The organism is Synechococcus sp. ATX 2A4 (assembly GCF_024346375.1).
Lineage (GTDB): Bacteria > Cyanobacteriota > Cyanobacteriia > PCC-6307 > Cyanobiaceae > MW101C3.
Genome location: NZ_JAGQCV010000010.1, coordinates 44,049 through 59,037 on the forward strand (window position 1 = coordinate 44,049; position 14,989 = coordinate 59,037).

Sequence of the window (14,989 nt, forward strand, 5' to 3'; positions counted from 1 at the left end):
CCGTTCTGTCTTTGCCACGTGCCGGCCGAATTCCGTCCCAGCAACGCGGGGCCGCACGCTTGGGTTGCTCGTAGCCCTGCCCGTCAGACCGGTTCCAGCACCGGCCGGCCCCCTTTGTGCCGCCGGTAGAAGCGCATCACCGCCAAGGCCAGGCTGCGGGGGTCATGGCGCAGGGTGCCGGTGGGGCGGGCTCCCTGCAGGCCCGTGACCATCACCTCGTATCCCTTGGCGCGCAGGCTGCGGACATCGCACTGCACGGGCTCGGCGCCGCGGGCCCGGTAGTGATCCACCAGGGCTCGGTCGCGGATCGGTTCCTGGGCCAGCACCGCGGTGAACAGGCGACGGGTCACCCCCAGGCTGGCCAGCTGGGCCTCGATCGCCCGCACATGGCCTTCCACATCCAGGTTGTCGGTTTCGCCGGGCTGGGTCATCAGGTTGCAGATGTAGAGGCGCGGCGCCTTGCTGCGGCTGATTGCCTGCACCAACTCCGGCACCAGCAGATTCGGCAGCAGAGAGGTGTAGAGGCTGCCGGGCCCGAGCACGATCAGCTCGGCATTGGCGATCGCCTCAAGGGCGCGCGGCAAGGCGGGAGGGCGCTCGGGGGTGCAGCCCAGCCGCACGATCGGGCTGGCAGCGCGGCCGATGCAGGATTCCCCCTCGATGCGGTCGCCGTTCTCGAGCTCGGCCCACAGGCGCACATCGGCATTGGTGGCTGGCACCACCTGCCCCTGCACCGCCAACACGCGGCTGCTGGCGGTGATCGCCGACTCCAGGCTGCCGGTGATCGCCGTGAGCGCCGTGAGAAAAAGGTTGCCGAAGCTGTGTCCCTCCAGCCCACTCCCCGACTTGAAGCGGTACTGAAACAGGCGGGTGAGCAGCGGTTCCTCGCGGGCCAGGGCCGCCAGGCAGTTGCGGATGTCGCCGGGGGGCTGCACGCCGAACTCCCGCCGCAAGACCCCGCTGCTGCCGCCGTCATCGGCGACGGTGACGATCGCGGTGATATTGCTGCTGTAGCGCTTCAGGCCGCTCAGCAGGGTGGCCAGGCCTGTGCCGCCGCCGATCGCCACCACGTTGGGGCCGCGGTTGAGCCGGCGCTGGGCCAGCAGCGCCTCCACCAGCAGGGTGTCTTTTTCGGGCGCGAGGGCCTGCTGGATCGAGCCGAAGCTGCGGCTCTGGCCCCACACCACCAGTGCGGCGCCCCCCAGCAGCACCAGTGGGCCGGTCACGCCGCGCGGGAGCACCCGCGTCATGTTTGAGAGCAGCCAGTTGAGCGACTCCAGCGACCAGTAGATCGGCTTGAGGTCGGCGAGGATCGCGGCTCCCAGCAGGGCCAGCAGCAGGCCAAGGCCGGAGGTGAGCATCCAGCGCTTCACCACCAACCCCGGCTGCAGCCACTGCACCGCCCGGCGCGAGCGGCTCATCAGGTCTTGTTGGCGCAGATCCCCGCGCCCAAGCCAGCCAGGGCGACGGCTGGACCGTGTGCTGAGGCGTCGTGGCAGGAGAGGGCGCTGGGAAGTCAAGCCGATGGGGCGTTACGCCACAGCACGGTGCTGATGGAACTGTAAGGATGAAAGGAGTCGGCGAACCAGATCCCAGCGAGGCTCCCCTTCGCGCCTGCCAGGTCCTCCCCGTTGTCGTCCGTGTCGTCTTCCTTTTCGCCCTCCCCCACTGCCTTCGTGCCGTCACCCGTGCCAGTGGTGGAACTTCACGATCTTTCCATGCGCTGGGGTTCGCGCACCGTGCTGGAGGGCATCAACCTCACCTTGATGGAGGGGGAACGGCTGGCGGTGGTGGGGCCTTCCGGTACTGGCAAATCAACGGTGCTGCGCATCCTGGCGGGCCTGCTGTTGCCCACCACCGGAAACTTCCGCCTGCATGGCGTACCACAGCAGTATCTGCGGCTGGATCAGCGTCGTCCCGCCGATGTGCGCCTGGTGTTCCAGAACCCCGCGTTGTTGGCCTCGCTCACGGTGGGCGAGAACGTGGGTTTTCTGCTCTATCGCCACAGCCAATTGCCAGAGCCCGAAATCCGTCAACGGGTGCAGCGGGCGCTGGAGGCGGTGGGCCTCTATGGCATCGCAGACCAGCTGCCCGGTGAACTCAGCGGCGGCATGCAGAAGCGGGTGAGTTTTGCCCGTGCCCTGATTGATGACCCCAGCAATGCCTCCGGTCAGCACCCGTTGCTGCTGTTCGACGAGCCCACCGCCGGCCTGGACCCCGTGGCTTGCACCCGCATCGAGGATCTGATCGTGAAGGCGAATCAGGTGGCGGCCGGCTGCTCGGTGGTGGTGAGCCATGTGATGAGCACGGTGGTGCGCACGGCCCAGCGGGTGGCCATGCTCTACGACGGGCGGATTCAGTGGTGCGGCTCCACCGACGACTTCGGCCGCACCGACAATCCTTATGTGGTTCAGTTCCGTACCGGTAGCCTGAACGGCCCGATGCAGCCGGCGGAGCTTTGAAACCTCATGCGTCGTAGCGTCCGCGAGGCTTTGGTGGGTTTCACCCTGCTCGGAGCCGTGATCGGCGGCTTCAGCCTCTGGTTCTGGCTGCGGGGTGTGTCGCTGAGCCGCAACAACTGGACGCTGAAGGTGCGTTTTGCCGATGCCGCCGGCCTGGCCGACCGTTCGGCGGTGATGTTCCGCGGCGTGCAGGTGGGCAATGTGCGGCGGATCTCGCCCACTTCCTCTGCGGTGGTGGCCGAACTGGAGATCACCGATCCCAGCCTGCAACTGGCGCGGCCGGTGGTGGCCCAGGTGCAATCCGGCTCGCTGCTGGGTGGCGATGCCCAGGTGGCGCTGATCAGCACCGGGCCGCCGCTGCCCGCCTCGGCGCCTCGGCCGGGTGACAAGTCCTGCAGCAACACCCTCATGGTCTGCAACGGCTCTTCACTTGAAGGGGCCACCTCCGCCAGCTTGAGCAATGTCACCGAGTTGATGCAGAGCCTGCTGATCGAGGCCGAAAAGCAGAACCTGGTGCCCCAGATCGCCAGCACCACCAAGAGCTTCGATGCCACCTCCCTGGAGGCGACCCGCTTCCTCAAGGACGCCCAGAAGACCTCTGCTCAGCTGGATGTGCTGATCCGCCAGCTCAACGTGGTGACCGGCAAAGCCGATCCAATCCTCGCTTCGCTCACCACGGCCAGCGCCGATGCGGCGGCCGCCAGCCGCCATGTGCGCAACCTCACGGCCGCCCTCGACAATCCCCGCACCCTGGCCGAGCTCAAAACCACAGTGAGCAATGCCGAGAGGCTCACGGCACGGATCGATGCGGTGGGCGGCGATGTGAGCAAGCTCACCAGCGATCCTCGTTTCATGGATGGGGTGCGCAGTCTGGCCATCGGCCTGGGCCAGCTGTTCGATGAGCTCTACCCCGCCCAGACGGGCCTGGCGAAGGACAAAGCCACGAAGGACAAGGCCAACAAGGACAGCACGGTGAAGTCCGGCGGTGGCACCGGCGGTGGCGGCAGGCACGGTGCTGCCGCTGGTGCCCCGCTGCCGGCAGAATCTCCCCGCCGCCTCGATCCCTGAGCTTGTCGACCCTGAGCTGGCGACCGTGAGCCGTTGGGGCGAGCCGCTGCCGCGCCAGGCGCTCAGGAGGCGTTGAGCGCCTCCAGGGCGATGGCGGCAATCGCCTGATCGCTGGCCTTGGGCAGTTGCACGTAGCGGCCGCCGGCCGCTTCCGCCAGTTCCTTGCCCATGCCGCTGCCGATGAACTTGCGCTCGGTGTCGATCACCAGCAGCTTGATCCGGAGGGCGCGGTAGCGGGCCGCCACCCCCTTCACCTCCTCGCGCAGGTCGACCGGCTCCTCGCCCTCCAGCGGCGGCTGGCCCAGCGAGCGGCTCAGCGGCACGTTGCCGCGGCCGTCGGTGATCGCCACCACCACCACCTGGCCCAGATCGCCCTTGGCCAATGCATTGGCGCCCACCCGTGCCGCCTGGGACAGGCCATGGGCGAGCGGGGAGCCGCCGCCGCAGGGCATCTGCTCCAGCCGACGGCGTGCCGCGGTGATCGAGCGGGTGGGGGGCAGCAGCACCTCCGCCTGCTCGCCGCGGAAAGGGATCAAGGCCACTTCATCGCGGTTTTCGTAGGCCTCGGTGAGCAGCCGGATCACGGCGCCTTTGGCGCTCTGCATGCGGTTGAGCGCCATCGAGCCGCTGGCGTCCACCAGAAAAATCACCAGGGCGCCCGCCTTGCGCTGCAGTTGCTTGGCGCGCAGGTCGCCGTCTTCAACGATCACGCGGCGGTGCGGTTCCCGCTCACGCCGGCTTTTCTGGTGCGGTGCCGCTGCCCGCAGGGTGGCATCGACGGCAATGCGGCGCACGGGTCCGCGCGGCAGCATCGGCTTCACGTAGCGGCCGCGCGACTCGCTCTGCACCAGGGAGCGCTTGCCGCTGCCGCCCCCGCGCGAACGGGCGGCGGCGAACAGCAGCAGATCGGGGTCGATGGCGGTGGCCTCTGGATCGAGCAGGAATTCCTCCGGAATCGATGGTGGTGCCTGGTCGTCGGGGCTGTCGTCGTCCTCGTCCTCGGGCGGGTCCTCTTCCGGGGCGTCGTCGTCGCTGGTCTCAGGGGGTTCCGGCGGTTCCTGCTCCTGGGGCTGCTGCTCCGCCTGGGGTGGTGGTGGCGGCTCCAGCGGCTGGTCGGGATCGGGCGGCGGCAGCTGCAGGGCCCGCGGGGCGATCACCATGCGCACGGCCACCTGCAGGTCATCGGCGTCCACCCGGTCGCGGCCGCTCAGTGCCGCATGGGCCCGGGCGACCCGCACCGCATAGAGCTCGGCCCGGTGCCCCTCCACTCCGCCGCGGATCGCTTCGGTGACCAGATAGCGGACCTGCTCGCGATCGATCGCCACATCCTTCAACCATTGCCGCGCCAGCAGCAGCTGGGTGGCCAGGGCATCGGTCTCCTCCTGCCAGCGGGAGCGGAAAGCATCGCTGGATTCGCCGTGATCGAGGGCCGAGCGGGTGATCGCCACCCGCTCCTCCGTGCTCACCAGCTGGTTGGCCGACAGGGCGATGGCGAAGCGGTCGAGCAGGTGATCCCGCACCGCCCCTTCTTCCGGGTTGTAGGTGGCGATCAGCAGGGTGCGGCAGGGGTGCACCAGGCTCAGCCCCTCGCGCTCGATCCGGTTGATGCCGGAGCCCACCGCCGCCAGCAGCAGGTTGGTGATGCCGTCATCGAGCAGGTTCAGTTCGTCGATGTAAAGCACGCCCCGGTGGGCCTCCGCCAGCAGCCCCGGCTGGAACACCGGCGTGCCACTGCTCAAGGAGGCGGCCACATCCACCGCCCCCAGCAGCCGGTCTTCGGTGACACCGAGGGGCACCTGCACGAAGGGGGCCGGAATCACCCGGGTGGGCAGCAAGGTGGTGGGATCGGCGCCGCTGGGATCGCCCCCACGCGCCGTGATGCGTTGGTGGATGGCGGCATCCCAGTCGTCGGGCCGCTGCGGATCCACGTTGCGGCTGCTTACCCCCTCGCCCAGATCGAGCACGTCGATCGGTGGCAGCAGCGCGTGCAGCCCGCGGGCCAGCACCGATTTGCCAGTGCCGCGGCCCCCGGCGATCACCACTCCACCCAGCCCCGGATCCACCGCCGCCAGCAGCAGGGCCAGCTTCAAGGTGCCGTGCCCGGTGATCGCGGCGAGCGGAAACGCGCGTGCGGCGGCGCCGGCGGCGGCCGGGGTGGCAGCGGACCCGCTGACGACCATGGGGCAGAGGCTGGATAAGGGAGGTTCAGTCTCGCTGACGGTGCTGCGCCGCCCGCTGATGCGGCGGTGGGTGCTGGGGCCAACAGCCGGGCGGCTGGCAGAACTTACACTTTTGCGACGAGGCAGGGCGGCATTCCCGCACGCCTGGCATTTCTTTCTGCTATTGCTGCGGCCCGCCATGGTGTTGTTGTCCCGGGTCGATCGTCCTGGCCGCACCAGCGAGTCGCGCCAGAACGGTGAGGAGGCGCGCGCCAGTACGGCGCGGGGCTTCGGTGGCCGCGCCGCTGCTGGCGCCAGCGCCAAGGGGGCCCGCGGCAGCAACAAGCGGCGCAAGGGGCTCAGCCGCGCCGACTGGGGCCCGCTGGGCAAACACCCGGATGTGGACGCGATCGTGGCCCGCCAGCGCCAGCGCCTGCACCTGCCCCTGTCCGGCCGGCTCAGCGTGGACCAGGTGAACCGGGCCTGGAAGCAGGCTGCGGCCGAGCACCACCCCGACCGCGGCGGCGCCCACGACACCATGCAGCTGGTGAACGGCGCCCGCGATCTGCTGCTCGGCCGTGACGGCGACATCCCGCTGGAGCGGCCGGAGGAGCGCCGCCGCTCCGACCTCTACTGAGGCCCCGCTTGCCGTTCGGCCTGTTGGAGCGCACGCTCGCGATCGCGCTCGGGGCCAATCTCGACGACCCTGCGATCACCCTCAAGGCGGTGCGGCCCCTGCTGGCCGGCGAGCTGCTGGCCTGGGCCGTCACGCCGCCGCTGGCGGTGCGGGAGGCCGAGCTGCAGCTGCGCTGGTCGCCCCTCTTTCGCACCGCGCCGGTGGGAGGGCCGCCCGGTCAGCCGCCCTATCTCAATGCTGTGCTGCTGGTTCACCACAGCGCCCCGCCCACCCCAGGCTCTGCCGCCCGCCCGATCTGGCCTGATGCCGAGGGGCTGCTGCGGCGGTTGCAGGGCCTGGAAGCCGCCTTCGGCCGTGGGCGCACGGTTCAGTGGGGGCCGCGCACCCTCGACCTCGACCTGCTCTGGTGTGGCGACCAGGCCTGCAGCACGCCTGCGCTCACCTTGCCCCACCCGCGCCTGCGCGAGCGGGCCTTCGTGCTGGCCCCGCTGGCGGCCCTCGATCCGCAGCTGGTGCCGCCCGGCACGGCGGCCACGGCGGTGGAGCTGCTGGCGGCTGTCATACGCCGTGGCGTTGAGCCCCCGCCGCAGGCGCTGGCGGGGGGACCGGGCTGGGCCGAAGGCCCCCCGCGCTGAGAGCCGCGTCGGCGCTGGCAGGCGGGTCACACTGGGAGGCCCCAGCGCCCCGGTCATGGCCCCCTTGCCGCCCCCTGAGCCCTCCACCCATCTGGCCACGGTGGGCGCTCTCGATGCCCGCAAGATCCGTTTTGAGCTCAACCGGGTGGTGCTGCCCAAAGGGGTGGAAGGCACCTACGGGATCATTCGCCACCCCGGCGCGTCCCTGGCGGTGCCCGTGCTCGACGACGGCCGGGTGGTGATCCTGCGCCAATACCGCTTCGCGGTGGAACGGCGCATCCTCGAGTTCCCGGCCGGCACCCTGGAGGACGGCGAGGACCCGTTGGGTTCGATGCAGCGGGAACTGGCGGAGGAAGCGGGCTACAGCGCCCGCCGCTGGGATTCGCTTGGCCTGATGCTGCCTTGCCCCGGCTATTCCGATGAGGTGATTCACCTGTTTCTGGCCCGCGCCCTCACGCCCCTGGAGCAGCAGCCGGCTGGCGACGACGACGAGGACATGGAGGTGCTGTTGATGGAGCCGCAGGCCCTCGATGCGGCCCTGGCCAGCGGCGAAGAGGCCCTTGATGGCAAGAGTGTGACCGCCTGGTTCCGGGCCCGGCAGTTGCTGGGCTGCTGAAGCGATGCAGGAGCTGTTGCGATGACCCCGCCCCGCTGGCTGTTCTGGCACCGCCGTGACCTGCGGCTGGCCGACAATTTCGGCCTGGCTGCCGCCGCCCGCGCCACTCCCGCCGTGACCGGCGTGTTCGTACTGGATCCGGCCTTGCTGGAGGCCAGTGATCTGGCCCCGGCGCGGTTGTGGTTTCTGCTGGAAAGCCTGCGGGAGCTGGAGCAGCGCTGGCGTGAGGCCGGCAGCCGGCTGCTGCTGCTTGTGGGGGATCCAGCCGAGCGGCTGCCGCAGCTGGCCACGGCGATCGGCGCCGAGGTGGTGGCCTGGAACCGTGATGTGGAACCCTTCGGCCGCGAGCGCGACCGCCGCGTTGCCACCGCGCTGCAGGCGGAGGGGCTGAAGGTGCTGGCGGGCTGGGATCAGCTGCTGGTCCCCCCCGACAGCCTGTTCACCGGCGGTGGTGCGCCCTACCGGGTCTACGGGCCGTTTTTCCGCGCCTGGCGGCGACGGCTGGAGCCGGCCGGTCCGGCGACGTCCGGTGCCGTCGGAGCGGAGCTGACGGCCAACGGGCCGGAGCTGGCGCCTGTGGCGGCTCCCAGGGGCTTGCTGGACTTCGATCCTGTCGCCCTGACTGCCAGCGGCCAGGCCCTCTGGGGGCGCCTACCACTGCTGGATGCCGTGCCTGCGGCCGGCGACAGCGCAGGTGGCCTTGCCGCGGCTGCCTTCGAAGGCGCTGATCTGTGTCCCTGCCGCCCGGGAGAAGCGGCTGCCGCCGATCAGCTGGCTCGCTTCGTCGATGGTGCCCTGCTGCGTTACGAACCTGGCCGCAACCTGCCGGGGGAGGCGGGCACCTCCTGCCTCAGTGCGGCGCTCAAGTTCGGCACGCTCAGCCCGCGCCAGGCCTGGGCGGCGGCCCAGCAGCAGCGGCCCCGTGCCCGCAGCGATGAGGATCTGCGGTCGATCACGGTGTGGGAGCAGGAGCTGGCCTGGCGCGAGTTCTACCAACAGGCGCTGTTTCACTTTCCCGAGCTGGCGGAGGGGCCCTACCGCCCCCAATGGCGCCGTTTTCCCTGGGAGAACGATGCCAGCCGTTTTGCGGCCTGGTGCGAGGGCCTCACCGGCGTGCCGATCGTGGATGCGGCGATGCGGCAACTGAACGCCAGCGGCTGGATGCACAACCGCTGCCGCATGATCGTGGCCTCCTTTCTGGTGAAGGATCTGATCTGCGATTGGCGCTGGGGCGAGCGGCAGTTCATGGGCCTGCTGGTGGATGGCGATCTGGCCGCCAACAACGGGGGCTGGCAATGGAGCGCCAGCAGCGGCATGGATCCCAAACCCCTGCGCATCTTCAATCCCTTCACCCAGGCGGCCCGCTTTGATCCAGAGGGGGAATACATCCGCCGCTGGCTGCCGGAACTGGCGCACGTGGCCACAGCCGAGCTGATCAGCGGGGCGATCGCGCCCCTGGAGCGTCGCGGTTACCCGGCACCGATCGTGGACCACAAGCAGCAGCAGGCGCGCTTCAAGGCGCTCTATGCCGCGCTGGGATGAACCGGCCGGCAGCCGTTGCTCAGACCCGTGCCTGGGTGCGGGTCTCGGCAGGGGCAGGGGTGGGCGCTGGGGCCGCCTGGCTGCCGACCAGCCGGTACAGGGCCGTGATCACTGCCTGTTGCTGCTCAGCGGTGAGCTCGGGGAAGATCGGCAGGCTGAGCACCTGGGAGGTGAGCCGTTCGGTGGCCGGCAGGCTGCCGGGGCCGTAGCCCAGCTGGGCGTAGGCCGGCTGGCGGTGAATCGGAATCGGGTAGTAGATGATCGTGTTGACGCCGGCCGCGGCCAGCTCCTGCTTCAGCCAGTCGCGGCAGCAGCTTTCGGGCAGGCCATAGGTGGCGCTGTTCGTGGAGGGGATGCAGCTGCCGCCGCAGGTGCTCGCCCCCTTCGGACAGAACGGGATGCGCACCACAAACTGGTTCCAACTGTGGCCCTCGGGGCCCGCCTCGGGCAGGGCGATTCCGGCCAGGCCCGCCAGCTCACGCTGGTAGGTGGCGGCGATGGCGGCACGGCGCTCGATCCAGCGCTCCAGGTGGGGCAGCTTCACGGCCAGCACCGTGGCCTGCAGGGCATCAAGGCGGCTGTTGTATCCCAGGGAGGTGTGCAGGTAGCGCTCCGGCATGCCATGCACGGCCAGCTCGCGGATGCGCTGGGCCAGCTCGGGGTCGCGGCAGAGCACTGCGCCGCCATCGCCGGCGCCACCAAGGTTCTTGGTGGGGAAGAAGCTGAAGCAGCCCGCATCCCCCCAGCTGCCCACCGGCTGCCCCGCCCAGCTGCCGCCGGTGGCCTGGGCGCAGTCTTCGATCACCTTGAGGCCATGCACCGCGGCGATCGCGGTGATCCGCTCCATGTCGACCGGCCGGCCGAACAGGTGCACCGGCATCAGGGCGCGGGTGGCGGGCGTGATCGCCGCCTCGATCCGGTCGAGATCGATCAGATAGGAGCTTTCCTCCACATCCACGAACACCGGCGTGGCCCCCACGCTGCTGATCGCTTCGGCGGTGGCGAAGAAGCTGAACGAACTGGTGATCACCTCATCGCCTGGACCGATCCCCAGGCCTCTGAGGGCCAGCACCAGGGCGTCGGTGCCGCTGTTGCAGCCGATGGCGTGGGGGCTGCCGCAGGCGGCGGCGAACTGTTGTTCGAAGGCGGCAATCCGGGCCCCCCCGATGTACTGGCCGCTACGCAACACCTGCAGAACGGCGTCTTCGAGGCCTTCACCCAGCTGATGAAGTTGCTCGGTGAGATCGAAGGGGGGCACCTGCATGGGGGCAACCTTAATCCCCTCAACCGTCAGTTCCAGGGGGTGCCTGCCCAGGGTGCCACTTGATGTTGCAGCCGATGGCGGGCCGTTGATCGGGGTCCGGGGCCTGGCCGCTGAGCACCGCATCGAGCGCTGTTCGCAGCGCGCGGCCATCCGCTGGCTGGCCCGCTCCGGGGCGGCTGCCATCGAGTTGGCCGCGGTAAGCGAGCCGCTGGTCCGCGCCGAACAGGAAGAGGTCGGGGGTGCAGGCGGCATGGAAGGCCCGGGCCACGCTCTGGTCGCTGTCGAGCAGGTAGGGGAAGCGCCAGCCGTGCCGCCGACGTTGCTCGTTCAACCCCTCAGGGCCGTCTTCGGGGTGGCTGCGCACGCTGTTGCTGGCGATCGCCAGGATCCCGACCCGGCCGCCGTAATCGTGCTCAAGCCGGGTGAGTTCCGGCTCGATGTGCTTCACGAACGGGCAGTGGGCGCAGAGGAACAGCACCAGCAGCGGCTGGGGCGGCAGGGCGCTGCTGTCGTGCAGGCAGCCATCGAGATCGGTGAGCCGGAACGGAGGCAGGGCCGTGCCGAGCGGCAGCATCGTGGAGGGGGTGAGGGCCATGGCGGCCAGGCTCTGCGGCGGGACATCCGCTGTGATTGTGGCGTCTACGCCGGCGCCGCCACTGGGGCAGGATCGGCGCCCCCTGGTTCGCCTGCGTGAGCCCCTTGTTGTTTTCATGGCGCCGTCTTTTGGCGCGGCCGGCCCGGCTGAAAACTGTGCGGCGGCCGCTGGTGAGGCGCTTGCTGCGGCCCTTGCGGCGGCCGTTGGCGCTGCTGACGACCGCTGCCCTGCTGGCGAGCTGTGTTCCTGCCACCGACAGGGCCAGCTGGCGGATCTTCCCCCTCCAGCGCCGCCAGCCCCATGACGGCCTGGCGGTGGTCAACCAGCCCGATGGCTTCGGCGTGCACCTCTGGCTCGAGACTGACACCCGCCAGCGGGGGGTCTGCCGGCCGCGCTGGTTGCCGGATCCGCCGCGGCTGTTCAACGGCAACGGCAGTGCGCCGTTCAGCTCCGGCCTGGCGACCCGCCAGGAGTTCTTTGAGGTGGTGGCCCGCGGCGATGTGCGCCGGGAGCTGAAGCGCCAGCTGGAGGCGCTCTGCCAGGCGCGTGCCCCGCGCAGCCGCTGGGAGTGGACCGAGCCGCCCCGCAGTGCGGACCAGGTGAAGCAGGAGAGCTTCCCGATGCTGCAGGAAGAAGATCTGCTGCCCGATCCCAGCGAAGTACGGGCGCGTGAAGAGGCGCTGGAGCAGGAGGCCGAAGGTGTTGCCCCGGCCCCGTCTGCAGCTCCGGAGGCTGCGCCCTAGCCCGAAGCTTCCGCCGCGCTCAGCTTCCCGCCGCCCTCAGCCCCTTGGCCCGTCAGCTCATGGCGGGCCAAGGCCACCGCCCCGCTGTAGCCCGCCGGCAGCAGCAGATTGCTGCAGGTGGGCCGATCGTGGCCGTCAAGTGGATCGATGGCCGCGGCGGCTGCAGGGCCATTGGCCAGGCCCTGCCCAGCGGCCGCCAGTCCGGTGCCGCCCGCCTTCAGGCGCGCCTCCAGGCGGCACCAGTGGTGAAAGAAGGCGCGGTGGCCCGCTTCAGCGGGCAGGGCTTCGAGTTTTGCCACCAAGGCGGCGGGAAAGCAGCGCCGCGCGATCGCCGGCCAGGCCGGCAGTGGCCGTTGCCGTTCCACATCAATGCCTACCGGCCGGCAGCGGTGGAAGGCAAGCAGCACCAGATCACCGGAGTGGGCCACGTTGAACTGCGGCACCCCCATGCGCTGCGTCGGGTCAGGCGAAAGCAGCGGTTTGCCGTGGCGGTTGGTGACCAGCTGGATCTCGCCGGCAGGCCGATCGAGGCAAGCGGCCAACAATTGCCGCAGGGCGCCCCGGCCAAGCGCGAAGCGTTCTTGATCATCCGAGCGACGCAGCCGCTGCAGTCGCTCCTGTTCCGGTGCGCTCAGCAGCGGCAGCAGGGCGGGCAGGGCCGCGGCCACCCCCGCCGTGCGCCGGTCGATGCACCAGAGGGCCGGTGGCGCCGCCGGGCTGGGGCCGAGCCAGCCGCGCTCCAGCGGGCCCACGGGGGGCCAGGGCCGCAGCGGCAGCGGCGCAGGCGCGCTCAACCGGCGACGGGGCATGGCCCTTCAAAGCCGGCCCACACCGCCCGCTCGGCCCGCTTCCAGTAGCGGCTGAAGCGCTGCAGATCCACGGGGCCTTCCAGCTGGACGAACGGCTCGGGCTCCAGCACCACCAGCGGCAGGGCCGCGCCGATCGTCGCTGCCAGAGCCTTAAAGCGGGGATCCACCGCCCGGCTGGTGACCACCCCGTCGGCGCCGTGGCGGGCGGCGAAGGCGATCACCTCCTCCGCCACAGCACCGGCCCGGAGCGTCACCGGCAGATCCAGCAGGCATTCGTAGAGAAAGCCGAGCCGCTTGAGGCTGATCGCCGGGCCCTGACCGGCGCTGGCCTCGATCAGGGGCCGGTCGAACACGAACAGGGCCGGCCCGCCGGGATGGGCGCGCAGCGCGGGGTTGGCCTGCCCCAGCGCCTCGCCGTGGATCCAGAGCACCGGCCGTTGCAGCCGGCCGGCCGGTGCGGCGGCGGCCCGCCTGGGCTGGCTGTCTGGCGCGCTGTCTGGCGCGCGGCTGGCCGGTGGGGACTGGACCGGGGGCCGGATCTGGCTCTGGTCCTGCAGCGGCGCTTCCGGCGCTCTGAGCGGCGCCTCGCTGCGGAACAGCCGCTCGCCCAGCTGCTCGTAGCTGGCCTCGAACGGGCAGCCCCCCGGCCGGCCAGCGCCACCGCCTTGCGCCTTCGGGCAGGCGCGGCAGAAGCGGCCGCCGCTGAAGCGCTCCAGGTTGGCGCGGTTGAACAGGTAGGGCTTGGCGCTGAAGGTACCGGCCACCCATTGCCAGCTGAGGTTGTTGCTGGCCGGATCGCCGTCGAGCAGGTGCCGCAGAAACCAGCGGGCGCCGGTCTGCCAGCGCACTCGCCGCCAGTGCACCAGGTAGGCCGCCAGCCACATCCGCGCGTGGTTGTGCAGCCAGCCCTCGTGCACCAGCTGGTGGCGAAAGGCATCGATGCAGGCCAGGCCGGTGCGGCCGCGGGCGATGTCGTCGGGCAGGCCTTCGCGATAGGCCGCGGGCGGCAGGCCGCTGGCACCCTGCTCGCGATCGTCCCAGATGCCCTCACCGAGCTGCTGCCAGACGCGCTGCCAGTAGTCGCGCCAGCCCAGCTCATTGATCAGCTTCTCGCCGCCGCTGCGGCCTTGCCCCCGGGCGGCCAGGGCGGCAAACACGGCCTCCCGCACCTCCGGCAGGGTGAGCACCCCGTGGCGGATGTAGGGGGACAGGCGGGTCACGGCGCCATCGAGATGGTTGCGGCTGGCGCCGTAGGCCACCGGGTCAAGGGCCGCCAGCGGGGCCAGCGCCGCCGCCCGGCCGCCGCGGATCGGGCTCAGCGTTGAAGTGTCCACGGCAGCAGGGTTGACCAGCTGGTGGCCGAAGCAGGCGTGCAGCTCGGCGGCCAGGGCCTGCCGGTCGGCGAAGGTGCGGGGCAGATCGCCGGTGGCAGGCGGCCAGGCGAGGGGGACAGCGGGCTCCATGCCACCGATCGTGGCGCGGGCAGGGCGCCAGCGCTGCGGGAGAATCCCCCCAGCTCGCTCCCTGGACATGCTTCTCGATCTGCGCGGCAAGAAGGCCCTGGTCACCGGCATCGCCAACAACCGCTCGATCGCCTGGGGCATCGCCCAGCAATTGGCTGCGGCGGGCTGCGAGCTGGCGGTCACCTACCTGCCCGACGACAAGGGCCGTTTTGAGGGCAAAGTGCGCGAGCTCACGGCACCGCTCGCCCCCAGCCTGGTACTCCCGCTCAACGTGCAGATGCCCGAGCAGATCGAGGCCGCCTTCGCCGCGATCCAGCAGCAGTGGGGCAGCCTCGATGTGTTGATCCACTGCCTCGCCTTTGCCGGCAAGGAGGAGCTGGTGGGCGACTACAGCGCCATCACCCCCGAAGGGTTCGGCCGGGCGCTGGAGGTGAGCGCCTATTCGCTCGCCCCGCTTTGCCGTTACGCCAAGCCCCTGTTCAATCCCGGTGCCAGCGTGATCACCCTCAGCTACCTGGGCGCCGAGCGGGCGATTCCCAACTATAACGTGATGGGGGTGGCGAAGGCGGCACTGGAGGCCTCGGTGCGTTATCTCGCCGCCGAACTGGGTCCCGACAATCAGGTGCGGGTGAACGCGATCAGCGCCGGCCCGATCCGCACCCTGGCCAGTTCCGCCATCGGCGGGATTCACGAGATGATTCACAACGTGGAAGAGAAGGCCCCGCTGCGCCGCACCGTCACCCAGGAGGAGGTGGGCAGCGCGGCCACTTTCCTGGCCAGCCCGCTGGCCAGCGGCATCACCGGCCAGGTGATCTATGTGGATGCGGGTTACTGCATCAATGGCATGTGAGGACATGCCGGTTTCAGTGACGCAGTGATCACTGTTGTGTGACTGAACGAAGACTGAGTTTCCGACCTGTAGGAAAGGCGGACAAGGTCTTTATCTTATGCATCTACCGGCAAAAGGCTGATGTTCGTAGGTTTCCTGCCCCATCC

Annotated in this window: 14 protein-coding genes; 8 read left to right on the plus strand and 6 right to left on the minus strand. The window is 70.3% G+C overall.

Annotated features, from left to right (window positions below):
* Positions 1–83: 83 nt before the first annotated feature.
* Complete coding sequence (gene yvcK / locus KBY97_RS10615; RefSeq protein WP_255146898.1) at positions 84–1,421, minus strand: gluconeogenesis factor YvcK family protein; 1,338 nt, start codon at positions 1,419–1,421, stop codon at positions 84–86.
* Between the two features lie 297 nt (positions 1,422–1,718).
* Here yvcK and KBY97_RS10620 point away from each other — a divergent pair, with 297 nt between their 5' ends.
* Both KBY97_RS10620 and KBY97_RS10625 read left to right on the plus strand, forming a co-directional pair.
* Positions 1,719–2,462, plus strand: coding sequence for an ABC transporter ATP-binding protein (locus KBY97_RS10620; protein ID WP_255146996.1), 744 nt, complete (start codon positions 1,719–1,721; stop codon positions 2,460–2,462).
* A 6-nt stretch (positions 2,463–2,468) separates the two neighbouring features.
* Positions 2,469–3,530, plus strand: coding sequence for an MlaD family protein (locus KBY97_RS10625; RefSeq protein WP_255146899.1), 1,062 nt, complete (start codon positions 2,469–2,471; stop codon positions 3,528–3,530).
* A gap of 62 nt (positions 3,531–3,592) precedes the next feature.
* On the opposite strand, the gene bchD is transcribed toward KBY97_RS10625, so the two are convergent.
* Entirely contained in the window at positions 3,593–5,710 is a 2,118-nt protein-coding gene (gene bchD, locus KBY97_RS10630; RefSeq protein ID WP_255146900.1) for a magnesium chelatase ATPase subunit D, read from the minus strand.
* Between the two features lie 178 nt (positions 5,711–5,888).
* Between bchD and KBY97_RS10635 the strand changes: the two genes are divergently transcribed.
* The 4 genes from KBY97_RS10635 to KBY97_RS10650 are packed head-to-tail and all read left to right on the plus strand — an operon-like array spanning position 5,889 to position 9,119.
* Positions 5,889–6,326, plus strand: coding sequence for a hypothetical protein (locus tag KBY97_RS10635; protein ID WP_255146901.1), 438 nt, complete (start codon positions 5,889–5,891; stop codon positions 6,324–6,326).
* An 8-nt stretch (positions 6,327–6,334) separates the two neighbouring features.
* The gene (folK, locus tag KBY97_RS10640) at positions 6,335–6,961 is read left to right on the plus strand and encodes a 2-amino-4-hydroxy-6-hydroxymethyldihydropteridine diphosphokinase (protein ID WP_255146902.1); all 627 of its coding nucleotides are present in this window, start codon (positions 6,335–6,337) and stop codon (positions 6,959–6,961) included.
* Positions 6,962–7,016: 55 nt separating this feature from the next.
* Positions 7,017–7,577, plus strand: coding sequence for an NUDIX domain-containing protein (locus KBY97_RS10645; protein WP_255146903.1), 561 nt, complete (start codon positions 7,017–7,019; stop codon positions 7,575–7,577).
* A gap of 21 nt (positions 7,578–7,598) precedes the next feature.
* On the plus strand, positions 7,599–9,119 hold the full coding sequence (locus KBY97_RS10650) for an FAD-binding domain-containing protein (RefSeq protein WP_255146904.1): 1,521 nt from the start codon (positions 7,599–7,601) through the stop codon (positions 9,117–9,119).
* Positions 9,120–9,138: 19 nt separating this feature from the next.
* On the opposite strand, the gene KBY97_RS10655 is transcribed toward KBY97_RS10650, so the two are convergent.
* Both KBY97_RS10655 and KBY97_RS10660 read right to left on the minus strand, forming a co-directional pair.
* Entirely contained in the window at positions 9,139–10,383 is a 1,245-nt protein-coding gene (locus tag KBY97_RS10655; RefSeq protein ID WP_255146905.1) for a DegT/DnrJ/EryC1/StrS aminotransferase family protein, read from the minus strand.
* Positions 10,384–10,402: 19 nt separating this feature from the next.
* Positions 10,403–10,978: a thioredoxin family protein gene (locus tag KBY97_RS10660; protein WP_255146906.1), complete on the minus strand. Its 576-nt coding sequence runs from the start codon at positions 10,976–10,978 to the stop codon at positions 10,403–10,405.
* A gap of 203 nt (positions 10,979–11,181) precedes the next feature.
* On the opposite strand from KBY97_RS10660, the gene KBY97_RS10665 reads away from it, so the two are divergent.
* Positions 11,182–11,721 carry a hypothetical protein gene (locus tag KBY97_RS10665; RefSeq protein WP_399217684.1) on the plus strand — a complete coding sequence of 180 codons (540 nt, stop codon included), beginning with the start codon at positions 11,182–11,184 and terminating at the stop codon, positions 11,719–11,721.
* Here KBY97_RS10665 and KBY97_RS10670 read toward each other — a convergent pair.
* On the minus strand, positions 11,718–12,530 hold the full coding sequence (locus KBY97_RS10670; protein ID WP_255146907.1) for a 4'-phosphopantetheinyl transferase superfamily protein: 813 nt from the start codon (positions 12,528–12,530) through the stop codon (positions 11,718–11,720). The two genes, KBY97_RS10665 and KBY97_RS10670, sit on opposite strands and share 4 nt — an antisense overlap.
* Positions 12,512–14,062, minus strand: coding sequence for an FAD-binding domain-containing protein (locus KBY97_RS14840; protein ID WP_399217659.1), 1,551 nt, complete (start codon positions 14,060–14,062; stop codon positions 12,512–12,514). The genes KBY97_RS10670 and KBY97_RS14840 overlap by 19 nt, the downstream gene beginning before the upstream one ends.
* Between KBY97_RS14840 and fabI the strand changes: the two genes are divergently transcribed.
* Positions 14,061–14,843: an enoyl-ACP reductase FabI gene (gene fabI, locus KBY97_RS10685; protein WP_255146908.1), complete on the plus strand. Its 783-nt coding sequence runs from the start codon at positions 14,061–14,063 to the stop codon at positions 14,841–14,843. The two genes, KBY97_RS14840 and fabI, sit on opposite strands and share 2 nt — an antisense overlap.
* Positions 14,844–14,989: the final 146 nt, after the last annotated feature.

Coding starts and splice junctions, on each gene's coding strand:
- KBY97_RS10620 (WP_255146996.1), top strand. CDS start 1,719: ATGCGCTGGGGTTCGCGCACCGTGCTGGAGGGCATCAACCTCACCTTG.
- KBY97_RS14840 (WP_399217659.1), bottom strand. CDS start 14,062: ATGTCCAGGGAGCGAGCTGGGGGGATTCTCCCGCAGCGCTGGCGCCCT.
- bchD (WP_255146900.1), bottom strand. CDS start 5,710: ATGGTCGTCAGCGGGTCCGCTGCCACCCCGGCCGCCGCCGGCGCCGCC.
- yvcK (WP_255146898.1), bottom strand. CDS start 1,421: ATGAGCCGCTCGCGCCGGGCGGTGCAGTGGCTGCAGCCGGGGTTGGTG.
- KBY97_RS10625 (WP_255146899.1), top strand. CDS start 2,469: ATGCGTCGTAGCGTCCGCGAGGCTTTGGTGGGTTTCACCCTGCTCGGA.
- KBY97_RS10645 (WP_255146903.1), top strand. CDS start 7,017: ATGGCCCCCTTGCCGCCCCCTGAGCCCTCCACCCATCTGGCCACGGTG.
- KBY97_RS10635 (WP_255146901.1), top strand. CDS start 5,889: ATGGTGTTGTTGTCCCGGGTCGATCGTCCTGGCCGCACCAGCGAGTCG.
- KBY97_RS10655 (WP_255146905.1), bottom strand. CDS start 10,383: ATGCAGGTGCCCCCCTTCGATCTCACCGAGCAACTTCATCAGCTGGGT.
- KBY97_RS10650 (WP_255146904.1), top strand. CDS start 7,599: ATGACCCCGCCCCGCTGGCTGTTCTGGCACCGCCGTGACCTGCGGCTG.
- KBY97_RS10660 (WP_255146906.1), bottom strand. CDS start 10,978: ATGGCCCTCACCCCCTCCACGATGCTGCCGCTCGGCACGGCCCTGCCT.
- KBY97_RS10670 (WP_255146907.1), bottom strand. CDS start 12,530: ATGCCCCGTCGCCGGTTGAGCGCGCCTGCGCCGCTGCCGCTGCGGCCC.
- fabI (WP_255146908.1), top strand. CDS start 14,061: ATGCTTCTCGATCTGCGCGGCAAGAAGGCCCTGGTCACCGGCATCGCC.